This is a genomic window from Vibrio sp. Sgm 5, assembly GCF_026241575.1.
In the GTDB taxonomy this organism is placed as follows: Bacteria; Pseudomonadota; Gammaproteobacteria; order Enterobacterales; family Vibrionaceae; genus Vibrio; species Vibrio jasicida.
The window spans coordinates 12,180-23,775 of record NZ_JAPHPY010000010.1; the positions used below are offsets into that span (position 1 = coordinate 12,180).

General features: G+C 43.6%; 11 protein-coding genes. 9 read left to right on the top strand and 2 right to left on the bottom strand.

Features of this window, described 5'->3' with window-relative positions:
• Positions 1-98 precede the first annotated feature (98 nt).
• The 4 genes from OQJ86_RS07880 (at position 99) to OQJ86_RS07895 (ending at position 4,467) form a co-directional block, all read left to right on the top strand.
• Positions 99-683 carry a calcium-binding protein gene (locus OQJ86_RS07880; protein ID WP_038870360.1) on the top strand — a complete coding sequence of 195 codons (585 nt, stop codon included), beginning with the start codon at positions 99-101 and terminating at the stop codon, positions 681-683.
• Between the two features lie 64 nt (positions 684-747).
• A complete protein-coding gene (locus tag OQJ86_RS07885; protein WP_038881108.1) occupies positions 748-2,466 on the top strand; it encodes a type I secretion system permease/ATPase in 1,719 nt (572 codons plus the stop codon).
• Positions 2,441-3,781: an HlyD family type I secretion periplasmic adaptor subunit gene (locus OQJ86_RS07890; RefSeq protein ID WP_038870363.1), complete on the top strand. Its 1,341-nt coding sequence runs from the start codon at positions 2,441-2,443 to the stop codon at positions 3,779-3,781. The genes OQJ86_RS07885 and OQJ86_RS07890 overlap by 26 nt, the downstream gene beginning before the upstream one ends.
• Positions 3,782-3,906: 125 nt before the next feature.
• Positions 3,907-4,467 (top strand): sugar O-acetyltransferase, encoded by a 561-nt coding sequence (locus tag OQJ86_RS07895; protein ID WP_045404794.1) that lies wholly within the window; start codon positions 3,907-3,909, stop codon positions 4,465-4,467.
• Positions 4,468-4,555: 88 nt separating this feature from the next.
• On the opposite strand, the gene OQJ86_RS07900 is transcribed toward OQJ86_RS07895, so the two are convergent.
• Both OQJ86_RS07900 and OQJ86_RS07905 read right to left on the bottom strand, forming a co-directional pair.
• Positions 4,556-5,185, bottom strand: a complete 630-nt coding sequence (locus OQJ86_RS07900; protein ID WP_038870366.1) for a response regulator — start codon at positions 5,183-5,185, stop codon at positions 4,556-4,558.
• Entirely contained in the window at positions 5,182-6,576 is a 1,395-nt protein-coding gene (locus tag OQJ86_RS07905; protein ID WP_038870368.1) for a sensor histidine kinase, read from the bottom strand. The genes OQJ86_RS07900 and OQJ86_RS07905 overlap by 4 nt, the downstream gene beginning before the upstream one ends.
• Before the next feature lie 370 nt (positions 6,577-6,946).
• Between OQJ86_RS07905 and pstS the strand changes: the two genes are divergently transcribed.
• The 5 genes from pstS to OQJ86_RS07930 all read left to right on the top strand — a co-directional run bounded on the left by pstS (position 6,947) and on the right by OQJ86_RS07930 (position 11,503).
• Positions 6,947-7,981: a phosphate ABC transporter substrate-binding protein PstS gene (gene pstS, locus OQJ86_RS07910; RefSeq protein ID WP_265987416.1), complete on the top strand. Its 1,035-nt coding sequence runs from the start codon at positions 6,947-6,949 to the stop codon at positions 7,979-7,981.
• Positions 7,982-8,032: 51 nt separating this feature from the next.
• Entirely contained in the window at positions 8,033-8,962 is a 930-nt protein-coding gene (gene pstC, locus OQJ86_RS07915; protein ID WP_038881017.1) for a phosphate ABC transporter permease subunit PstC, read from the top strand.
• Positions 8,959-9,795, top strand: coding sequence for a phosphate ABC transporter permease PstA (pstA, locus tag OQJ86_RS07920; protein ID WP_265987417.1), 837 nt, complete (start codon positions 8,959-8,961; stop codon positions 9,793-9,795). The genes pstC and pstA overlap by 4 nt, the downstream gene beginning before the upstream one ends.
• Positions 9,792-10,652: a phosphate ABC transporter ATP-binding protein PstB gene (gene pstB, locus OQJ86_RS07925; RefSeq protein WP_173399958.1), complete on the top strand. Its 861-nt coding sequence runs from the start codon at positions 9,792-9,794 to the stop codon at positions 10,650-10,652. Before pstA ends, pstB begins: the two co-directional genes overlap by 4 nt.
• A gap of 125 nt (positions 10,653-10,777) precedes the next feature.
• Positions 10,778-11,503 (top strand): SDR family NAD(P)-dependent oxidoreductase, encoded by a 726-nt coding sequence (locus OQJ86_RS07930; protein ID WP_104047251.1) that lies wholly within the window; start codon positions 10,778-10,780, stop codon positions 11,501-11,503.
• Positions 11,504-11,596 lie beyond the last annotated feature (93 nt).

The following is an 11,596-nucleotide window of genomic DNA, read 5'->3' on the forward strand; positions in this document are numbered from 1 at the left end:
CTTGTTCCTATGTTTATGTTTATTAGACTTCTCATGTCTGAAGGAAGTTAATCCAGACGTGAAGGTCTATTCAAATATAAAGCCAAGAGGGACATAAAATGAGCACAAATGACACATATTTCGGTGATTCGGGTGAAAATAACCAAGTCGCTGATTTTGATGGCGGCAATGACATCTTCGTCGGCTTTGGTGGCAACGATTCATTCGTTGGTGGCGGTGGTGACGATTTCGTTGTAGGCGGCGCTGGTAATGACCGTCTAACCGGTGGTGCTGGTGACGATATTCTAATGGCTGGTACAGGCAACGACTACCTTGGTGGCGGTACAGGTAGTGATTTATTGCTCGGTTTATTGGGAGATAACAAGCTAAACGGTGGCGTCGGTGATGATGTTTTGGTTGCTGGTTCTGGTGACAACGTTGTTATTGGTGGTAGCGGTGCAGACAAGTTCGTCTTTACGGATAAGTTTGGTGGTCACGGCGAGGCAAAAGTGGTTGATTTTACCATTGGTGAGGACTCCCTTCACATCATCAGTGATTCTGTAACGTCATATTCTGATCTTACTTTTACCTATGATGCGAAAGGTAATGCTGTCTTTACAGACGGCGTCGATCTCACCGTTAAACTTATTGGTGTTACACAAGAAGACATCAACTCATACGGTAGCGACTTGTTCATTATTTAGAATTGAGTCTATTTTAGGCGCTAGTATTTCTAGCGCCTACGCTTGCAAATATGTGGTAGTAATCGTGCAAAAAACGGTTTTCAAAGAAGTCAGACAAAAACTATGCACGCTCACAGGCTTGCTGATTGGTTTTAGTCTATTTATAAACTTATTAGTCCTATCTATTCCGTTGTACATGTTACAAGTGTACAACCGAGTCATCTCTTCTTATTCCATTGATACACTGCTCCTTCTGACGGTTATTGTCATTGCGGCTTTATTGACGATGTCTCTGATTGACATTGCTCGAGCTCAAATGAGCAAGACATTTGGGTATTGGATGGATGCGAAACTTTCGGTATTTATGCTGAAACGAAGTATTCAATATCAAGCTCATTCAGGGAAAAGCTACACGTCACAAGTATTAAGAGATATCCAAAACATCAAAAGCTTTCTAAGTAGCCAGGCCCCTTATCCTTTGCTTGACGCCCCTTGGACTCCAGTCTTTATTCTCTTCGTGTATTTGCTCCATCCTATGTTGGGACATATTGCTCTGGGCGGTTCTGTTGTGCTCTTTAGCTTAGGAGTGGTCAATGAATTAGTGACCAGAAAGACGATGCAAGAGAGTGAAGTTCGGGCTATATCGCATATAAATCATGCCGAGATCGCTACCCAAAATGCGAACTCAATTATGGCGATGGGGATGATGAATGCGTTTTTAGAAAAGTGGTATTCAAACGTTAATGAATCGAATCGATTGGAACAGCGAGTTACAGGTAAGTCGATTTACTTGGCCAACTTTTCCAAATTCGTTCGCGGTGCGTTACAAATTTGCTTGCTGGGTGGTGGAGCATTATTGGTTATCCAACACGAAATCACCGCGGGTGCCATGATAGCCAGTTCAATATTAATGAGCAGGGCGCTGTCTCCGATGGAGCAAGCTATCGGTACTTGGCGAAGCGCCATGTCAGCAAGAAATGCTTATCAGCGTTTATTTGAGATTGATCGAGTGGTTACGCAAGAAGAATCTGATATGCCTTTACCAAGGCCAAAAGGGCACTTTGAGTTGACAGGAATGGCTTATCGCCACCCCGGAGCGAGTGAACCTGTTTTATCAGGTATTAGTTTATCTATTCCTCCTGGTGTATCTGTTGGTGTTATTGGCCCTTCAGGTACAGGGAAATCGACTTTTGCTAGGCTTTTACTGGGTAACATCAAGCCGTTAGCCGGCAAGGTAACGTTAGATGGGATGGAGGTCTCGACTTGGGCCTCAGAAGATCGCGGTGCCCACTTTGGTTATTTAGCACAAGAGGTTGAACTCTTCCCTGGTACGATTCGAGATAATATTGCACGTTTTAAAGATGAAGATCCTGCAAAAGTTATTCAAGCTGCTCAGCTTGCAGGTTGCCACGAATTGATTCTGAAAAAGAACAAGGGATATGATTTTGTGATTGGTGAGAACGGGCGTGGGCTTTCAGGCGGTGAACGACAACGTATCGCATTAGCTAGGGCTGCATATGGAGAGCCATCCGTTGTGGTATTTGATGAAGCGAATGCAAACTTGGATGGCGAAGGTGAAGCCGCTTACCAACGCTTGATTGCGCATTTGAAATCACAAGGTTCAACCGTCATTGTTATTGCTCACAACCCGAGCACGTTGAGACAAATGGATCGTCTACTCTATTTAGCGGAAGGCCGAATTAAGCTTTATGGAGCAAAAGACGAAGTGCTGAAGCGTTTGATGGGAGAAGAAAAAACAGACATACCGAGGGTGCGAAATGAGCAATCAACTGCCAACCGTTAATGAAATGGCTTCCGAAAAAGTCTTTCGCTTCAAACCAGATGCAGAGCTTCATTTAAAAGGGCCAATCTTTCTTGCTATTTTAACGCTGACTTTATTTTTGGGCGGGTTGGGTTATTGGGCGGCGACAGCAAAATTGGAGAGCGCAGCCATAGCTTATGGCGACCTTTCTGTCTTGAGCAAACGGCAAGAAATTCAGCATTTAGAAGGCGGAATTATCGATAAGCTGTATGTACAAGAAGGTGATCTTGTGGAAAAAGGCCAGTTACTAATACAGTTGTCTGAACGTCAAGCAACCGCCAAATTGGATGCGCTCGGTGGTCAATACATTCACACCTTAGCAAAGGAAAATCGTTTGAATGCAGAGTTAGATGAACTGCCTGATATCAATTGGTCTCAAGATCTTGAAACGATACAAAGCACCGATGTCGTGACTGAGGCAAAGTCAGTTCAAAACAAAATTTTTGAAGCCAGAAAGCGATTTTTCGACAGTAAATTAAGTATCATTAATCAAAGTATCTCGGGGGCGAACCTAGAGCTTGAAAACTTAAAGCAGACAAAAGTTATTGAAAGAGAAAGACTCAAGTTTATCGAGGAAGAAATCACAAGTAACCAAGCTTTGGTGCAAAAAGGCTTTTCTGGAAAATCGGCTTTGTTGCAGTTAAAGCGCTTGGCAGCAGAGGTGAGAAGCACACTAAGCCAATTAGATAGGCAATCACTGACGGTCAGTAAGCGATTGGATGAGAATCAAGCCAAGATAGAAGAACTTAGGCTAGAGCGACTTAATGAGATTGTTGAGGAGCTAAGAAACACCAAAACTGAGATGGTAACGATTCGAGAAGAATATCGCTCAGCAAAAGATGTGGTTGCGCGCACTGCTATTGTTGCCCCTATTTCAGGGAGAGTGGTTAATATGCAAGTCTTTACCGAAAAGGGCGTCATTGGATCTGGAGAGACCTTATTAGAGCTTGTACCTCAGGACGATAAGTTGCTGGTGGAAGCGAGAGTCAGTCCGCAAGATATCGATTTAATTACGCCAGGGCAGCATGCTCAGATCCGTTTGACAGCATTGAATGCTAGAACACTTGCACCTTTAGATGGAACCGTCTTGACGATTTCTGCGGATAAGTTGTCTGAACAAAATGAAGACGACTTCTATCTTGCTCGTATTGCACTTTCTCAAGAGGATGTGACCAAGCATAGGTTAACGTCAGGTATGAATGCTGAAGTGTTGATTCTCTCAGAACCTAGGACGCCATTGAGTTATCTTGTTAAACCATTAACTGAAAGTATGAATCGTGCATTTCGAGAAGATTAATGGATGGTTTTTGTTTGAATTAACGTCATTGTGCCAACGTAAATTGCGTAAATAAATAATTCATTAGACGGGTCACATTTTGCGGTGTTGTGATTCGTTTTTATTTTTGTGAGATGGTGTGTTCGGTGAAGACAGAAAAACAAAAGATGCTGGCTGGTGAGCCATATGATGCTTGGGATAAGGAGCTTTACCAGGCACGTATTGAGTGCAGAAAAATGCTACAAAAACTCAACAACAGCATCCCAGATACGGACGAATGGCGAAGCGCAATTGATACGCTTATTCCAGACGCTGAAGGTGCATTTTTAGAGCCGCCATTCCGATGTGATTATGGTTCTAACATCAAGTTAGGAAGAAACTTTTACGCGAACTTCAACTGTGTTGTTTTAGACGTCGCAGAAGTACATATTGGTGACAATGTGTTATTTGCACCCAATGTACAAATATACACAGCAGGCCACCCTTTGGATGTGAAAGGTCGTGTCGAAGAAGGTGTTGAGTTTGGTACGCCAATTACGATTGGTGACAACGTATGGCTGGGCGGTGGTGTTATCGTGTGCCCTGGCGTAACGATCGGTGAAAATTCTGTAATTGGTGCGGGAAGTGTGGTGACAAAAGATGTGCCACCAAATGTGGTTGCTGCTGGCAATCCGTGTAAAGTCATTCGTTCAATTGAACAAAAATAAGCGAAGTAAAATATACAGCCCCGACAAGTAATACATGTGAAATTAGAAAGCCGACATATTGTCGGCTTTATCGTTTTGAATTGGCGCATTAAAGCATACTGGAATGGACTTGCTGCCCCTGTTCCGTGAGCGAGTAAATTCGACCATCTTCTTTGATCACCAACCCACTAATAACGAGTTGTTTGAGGTGGAAGTTGAACTTGGTATGATCTTCTATGCCCACGACTCGGCATAGATCCATAAACTTCATCTTTCGGTGGATTTTGAGTTGTTTAATCACCGAGCGTCGAATTGGGTTTGAGAGAGCGCTGAAGATTTGATCATGTTTACGTTCATCAAGTGGGGATTTCGGAGAGCGTTCTGCATGTACTCGTTTTAGCGTGACGGACAATGCAGCAAGGTTGAATGGTTTAGTAAGAAATTCATCCGCGCCTTTCTTCATGGCATCGACAGCAACATCAACGGTTGCAAATGCTGTCGTGATGATGATTCCTATATTAGGGTGTAAACGTCTTAAGGTCGATAAGGCCTCAATACCTGTCATCCCAGTCATGACAACATCAAACAATGCTAAATCAAAATACTGCTCGGATGCGATATCCAGTGCATCTTCCGCATTGTCGCATGCGATGACGTCAAAAGACTCCAAGGTTAGTGCCTCTACGAGGACTTCTCGCAATTCTACATCATCTTCTGCAAGTAAGAGTTTTAATGTCATTCAATATTCCTTGGTAAGCGGATTTCTACCGTTAAGCCTGTAATATGATCACTCTTTTTCGAGTTCCTCAAGTGTAGCTCGCCGCCGTGTTGTAAGATAATTTGATTACTGATAGCCAATCCCATGCCAGTGCCTTCGCCACGTGGCTTGGTTGTGTAGAAAGGGGTTTTTGCTTTAGCGATCTTATCTTGTGGCATACCTGTCCCCCAATCTGAGATCGAGAGTATCGCGACTAGCTTATCTTGATAGGTTTCAATATACAGTTGTTTATGTTCTTGGCTGGCATCGATAGCGTTGCCGATAATGTTGGTCACCACTTCTTCTAATTGCCCCTCATCGCCCAATACCTGTAAAGATTCGTCTAGTGACTGACTCACTAGGAAGCCTTCTAAGCGGTACTGATTCAGTGACAGTGCATTCTTCAGTACAGTATTGAGACAAACTGCTTTACGCTTTATGGGTTTATGATGAGCGTAATTTAGGACTTCATGGCTGATCTCTGCGGCTCGTTCAAGACCTTGGCGAATTCGTGTTAGGTGGCGATGACTTGCCTCGTTGTCTGGTAAGTGTTTTTCCAACAAATCGCAACTCATCGTTGCACTTGAGAGCGGGGTTTTGATCTCGTGAGCGACCGCAGATGTTAGCTCACCGAGTTCTTTTAATTTTGCGTCTTGTTGTGACTGCTGAATATTACTTTCTAGTTGCTTGTTCTTTTCATCGTCAAAAACTCTGAGAGCAATCCACAATGTACAAAGGATGCAGATCGCACAGATCGTGCGAACCACTAAAACCCACAGTCCCAAATCTGAGGTAAGTACGCCTGCACAGATTCCATATGCAAATAACGAGAGGCCTGTTAACTGGAATGGTAAAGATGCACCGTGTCCTTCTTTCTCGAGGATGTTGGCATAACTCATCATGGCTACACCTGATATCGCACCAGATCCTAAGCCGAATATCCAACGAACTTGGTTTGCTGTGTTGTGAATGTAAATCGCGTATTCATTACTTCCGAACCGAACAATTAAGCTGATAACAAATAAGGTAAGGACGGTGAGTGCGCCATATTTGATGGCTTTTACGTACTTCCAACCCGTCAGATCCAGCATTTTCCATGCGAAAGCGCCAAGCGCAATAAATGAGAACCAGAGTTTGAATACCTTAAAAGTCTCTATCCCCTTGGTAAGCGCGAACTCATGCTCATACATAACTAGATAAAGTTCAGACCATTCGTGAAAGCCATGGATGAAACCGAACATGGCAAGAATAGGTAATGCAGAAGCGATAGCGATACGGCTTTTGCGTAAATCTCGAAAAAGAATGGCAAAAAAGATGGCGAAGAAAGCTAAGCCATAGAAGAGGTAGATCTTGAAGATGAGTAACATGTCCATCATCTGAGTCTAAATGAGTCCTTATCCTTCATCAATATTTAATATTTGCAATCTTATTATGGCGCATTGCATACATATCCTTTTACATCTTCACTTACTTTATAAAAGTCTTGTGAAGTTTTCTTATCATAATTAATTCTGCCGAGATAATTGTTATTCACATTGTGTGGTTTAGTCTCGGTGTTTAATAAAACTGTCATATTGAATTTCTAATCTGCACCCGTCGATTGGTGAGCACCGATTGATTGTTGGATTTATTTCAATACCTAGTTTTACTTGAACACTAAAACTAATCTGGGCTAATTAAATGTTGCTTTTTTATTAGCCCAACTTCATCGCTAAATTATATCGGAGATATATTGTGAAATTCATGAAATCAGCTCTAGTGTCTTCAGTTCTGGTTGCAGCATCATTTGGCGTTGCTGCCAAAACAACGATCAATGGTGCTGGTGCGACATTCCCTCATCCAATTTATGCGAAGTGGGCTGAGCAATACCAAAAGGAAACGGGCGTTCAGATTAACTACCAAGCGATTGGTTCTGGCGGTGGTATCCGTCAGATCACAGCAAACACAGTAGACTTTGGTGCGACAGATGCGCCGTTGACCATTGAAGAGTTGAACAAAGAGGGCATGATTCAGTTCCCAATGGTGATGGGTGCAATTGTTCCTGTAGTAAACATCCCTGGCATCGATGCTGGTGAAGTCAAGCTAACAGGTAAAGTGCTTGCTGACATCTACCTAGGCAACATCAAGAATTGGAATGACCCGGCGATTGCAGCGCTAAACGAAGGCGTGGAGTTACCAAATCAACCTATCTACGTAGTGCACCGTTCGGACGGTTCTGGTACGACTTACAACTTTACTGATTACCTAGACCGCGTAAGCCCTGAATGGCATGAATCTATTGGTGTTGGTAAAGACATCACATGGCCAAAGAAAGCAACAACAATTGGCGGGAACGGTAACGCAGGTGTCGCAAACTTCGTAAACCGAACTCGCGGAGCGATTGGTTATGTGGAATACGCATTTGCTAAGCAAAACGACCTTGCTTACACACAAATGCAATCTAAAGAAGGCAAGTTCCTAAATCCAAGCATGGACACTTTCCAATCTGCTGCAGCTAACGCTGATTGGGAAAATGCACCAGGTTACCACCTGCTACTGAACGACCAGCCAGGTGCTGATTCTTGGCCAATGACGGCTGCTACGTTCATCCTAATGCACACAGACCAATCGGATGCGAACAAAGCAAAAGAAATCGTGAAGTTCTTCGAGTGGAGCTATGAGCAAGGTGAGCTTGCGGAAGAGCTAGATTACATCCCAATGCCAAGCAAGGTAGTTAACATGGTTAACGAAACTTGGAAAAATGGTTTGAAATCAAACGGCCAAGCGATTATTCAATAATTCATTAAGTTGTCTGGGGAATATATTCTCCAGACAACTGAATAAAATATTATGACTACATTAGCTATTAAAAATAAAGTAAATGGTGATTCGGTTTTTAATAAATTGAGTTTCGCGAGTGCTTTATTAATCTTTGTGACTCTAATTGGTATTTTATTATCACTCATTGAAGGTGGGTGGCCTGCTTTTAAAGAATTTGGCCCTGGCTTTGTATTTAGAGATATTTGGGATCCTATTAATGGTCAATTTGGTGCTGCCTCTGCAATTTACGGCACACTTGTTACTTCTTTCATCGCTATTGTTATTGCTGCACCTATCGCATTAGGTACGGCAGTGTTCCTCGCTGAACTAGCACCTAAATGGCTAAGTCAGCCAGTGAGTAAGGCCATTGAGCTACTCGCTGCCGTACCAAGCATTATCTATGGTATGTGGGGATTGTTTGTCTTTGTTCCTTGGTTCTCAGAAGGGTTCCAAATGTGGGCAGGCATGCATTTAGTTGATATTCCTTTGATCGGTCGCTGGTTTAATGGGCCACCGATTGGCATCGGTTTGTTAGCGGCGGGCATTATCCTTTCATTTATGATTCTGCCAATCATGACGTCATTGACGCGTGACGCACTTAAATCGGTTCCTGATGTTCTTCGTGAAGCGGCGTATGGAACAGGTGCGACACCATTTGAGGTGATCACCAAAGTTCTTATCCCAAAAGTGAAAAATGCAACAGTGAGTGCTGGCATCCTTGGCCTAGGGCGAGCACTTGGCGAAACAATGGCGGTGGCTTTTGTTATCGGTGGTGCGAGTCGTATAGAGTTTTCATTCTTTATGCCAGCGAGCTCAATTTCATCGACGATTGCTCAGCAATTTAATGAAGCGACTGACCCAATTCATATCGCTTCACTGATTGGACTTGGCGTCGTGCTCTTTATTATCACTTTCTTCGTGATGGGCTTTGCTCGACGTTTACTAAGGAAGTCATCATGAATACTAGAAAATTAAAGAACTTTAGTTTCTTAGCGTTTTGTTCTTTGTCAGCCGCATTCGGTGTCTTCGTTCTTGCCAGTATTTTGTACACGCTTGTCGGTGAAGGTGTGAAGGGCTTGAGTTTGGCTACCTTCACTGAACTGACGCCAGGTCCTGGCAGCCAAGGTGGTTTGAAAAACGCACTAATTGGTAGCTTGATGCTGACTGGTTTGGGCATTTTAATCGCAGCACCGATTGGTGTTCTGGCTGGTACTTGGCTTGCTGAGGCAGGTAAAGACAACAAGATTGCTGAGTCTTTGCGCTTCCTTAACGGCATGCTAATGAGCGCACCATCGATTCTCGTCGGTCTGTTTGTTTACGCTTTGATTGTGGTTCCAACTGGTGGTTACTCGGGTTGGGCGGGGGCAATTGCACTCGCGGTACTTGCATTGCCAGTGATTGTTGCTGCAACAGAAGAGATGCTTCGTCTTGTTCCACCAACACTCAAAGAAGCGGGCAGTGGCGTAGGTGCCCCTAAATGGCGCGTGATAACTCAACTGAGCTACCGAGCTGCGGCACCGGGTATTATTACCGCGATTCTATTGTCTATCGCACGTATCTCGGGTGAAACAGCACCCTTGTTGTTTACCGCGCTAAACAGCAGTTTTATGACCACGGACATGAGCCAACCGATGGCAAACTTGCCAGTAACGATTTACCAGTTTGCGATGAGTCCATACACATCGTGGCAGGAGCTAGCATGGGCTGGTGCACTGATTATCACGACCTTTATTTTGATTGTTAACGTACTGGCGACTTCGTTGCCGCAGCTATTTAAAGCGAGAAGAGCATGAACACGGCAACTTTAAACCCAGTCACCACAAACAACATGAACGGACCTACTATGAGCACTTTGGTAGACAGCATTAATACCAACGATGTGACAGCAAATCTGACTCATCGTATGGATATTCAAAATTTAAATTTTTACTACAACAAAGGCGCAGATGCAGCTCTGAAATCGGTATCCATGCCGATTTACAAAAACCGAGTGACGGCACTTATTGGCCCATCTGGTTGTGGTAAATCCACGCTTCTTCGTACCTTGAACCGAATTTACGATTTGTATGGTCATCAGTATGCAGAAGGTGAAATCCTGTTGGATGGCGAAAGCATCTTTAACAACACCGATGTTAACGAGTTGCGCTCTAAAGTCGGTATGGTTTTCCAAAAACCGACACCATTCCCAATGTCGATTTACGATAACATGGCGTTTGGTCTCAAAATCCAAGGTACGTTTAGCAAAGCAGAAATCAAAGATCGTGTTGAGTCTGCATTAAAACGTGCGCATTTGTGGGAAGAGGTGAAAGACAAGCTGGATGCAGACGCAAATGGCTTGTCGGGTGGTCAGCAGCAGCGTTTATGTATCGCTCGTACGATCGCTCTAGAGCCGGAAGTAATCTTGATGGATGAACCCACTTCTGCGCTTGACCCAATTGCGACTGCAGCGATTGAAACCTTGATTACTGAACTGCGTGAGAAATACACCATTGTTATCGTTACGCATAACATGCAGCAAGCGATGCGTATCTCTGATTACACCGGTTTTATGTACCTCGGTAAGTTAGAAGAATATGGCACGACCGATAAAATTTTCCACCGCCCAGATAATGATCGTACTAAGCGATACATCTCTGGTGATTTTGGATAACGAATAACAACAATAGCGGCTGTTGACTCAGCACTCTTTAGGCATGATTTTGCGAGAATCGTGCCTATTTTTTTATGCGTTGGGGCTCTAAAATTGGGGTTATTAAAAACAATTAAGAACTCTGTATGTATAAAGATAAAGTGGTCGTGATTACTGGCGGTAGTCAAGGTATCGGTCAACACCTTGCTCTTGCCTACCTTGAGCAACAAGCAAAAGTTATCGTGCTAGACATTGCGCCCAATAAGAATCCAGGTATGGATTTTCACCTCGTTGATTTAGGGCGACCAGAGCAGATTGAACAGGCTTTTGATGAGATCCAAAGAAAGTACGGCAAAGTCGATGTTCTCATTAACAATGGTGCGATCGCCAACTTTAACAAACCCATTCAGCAGCTGACTTTTGAAGAGTTTTCACGTGTGATTGATGTCAACCTCAAAGGCGCGTTTGCTTGTTCCCGACGATTTATCGCATTGAATCATGCTCAGCCTTATGGACGAATCATCAATATTGCCTCTACGCGCTGGAATCAAAATGAATCTGGTTGGGATGCTTACGGCGCATCTAAAGGTGGTGTGGTCTCTATGACACAATCGATGGCCATTTCGTTGTCAGATACACCAATTACCGTCAACGCGGTTAGCCCCGGTTGGATTCAGGTTGAAGGGTATGGTGAGCTTGATAGCTTTGACCATCAGCAGCATCCATCAGGTCGAGTAGGGAAAGCCAAAGATATTGTTAATGCGTGTCTTTTTTTAACGCACCCAGAGAATGACTTCGTTAACGGCCATAACTTGGTCGTTGATGGTGGAATGAGTAAAAAAATGATTTACCAAGACAGTTTTCTAGATTAAGAAAAGCCCCATCTCTATCGACTAGGAATGTTCTGCAATAGCGCGTTCCTAGTCTTTCATGTCAACAAAAATTTCCCTTTCTGATTTAAATTG

Excerpts from the sequence above, each read along its gene's own strand:
- OQJ86_RS07880 (WP_038870360.1), top strand. The coding sequence starts at position 99 with ATGAGCACAAATGACACATATTTCGGTGATTCGGGTGAAAATAACCAA.
- OQJ86_RS07890 (WP_038870363.1), top strand. The coding sequence starts at position 2,441 with ATGAGCAATCAACTGCCAACCGTTAATGAAATGGCTTCCGAAAAAGTC.
- OQJ86_RS07900 (WP_038870366.1), bottom strand. The coding sequence starts at position 5,185 with ATGACATTAAAACTCTTACTTGCAGAAGATGATGTAGAATTGCGAGAA.
- OQJ86_RS07905 (WP_038870368.1), bottom strand. The coding sequence starts at position 6,576 with ATGGACATGTTACTCATCTTCAAGATCTACCTCTTCTATGGCTTAGCT.
- pstS (WP_265987416.1), top strand. The coding sequence starts at position 6,947 with ATGAAATCAGCTCTAGTGTCTTCAGTTCTGGTTGCAGCATCATTTGGC.
- pstC (WP_038881017.1), top strand. The coding sequence starts at position 8,033 with ATGACTACATTAGCTATTAAAAATAAAGTAAATGGTGATTCGGTTTTT.
- pstA (WP_265987417.1), top strand. The coding sequence starts at position 8,959 with ATGAATACTAGAAAATTAAAGAACTTTAGTTTCTTAGCGTTTTGTTCT.
- pstB (WP_173399958.1), top strand. The coding sequence starts at position 9,792 with ATGAACACGGCAACTTTAAACCCAGTCACCACAAACAACATGAACGGA.
- OQJ86_RS07930 (WP_104047251.1), top strand. The coding sequence starts at position 10,778 with ATGTATAAAGATAAAGTGGTCGTGATTACTGGCGGTAGTCAAGGTATC.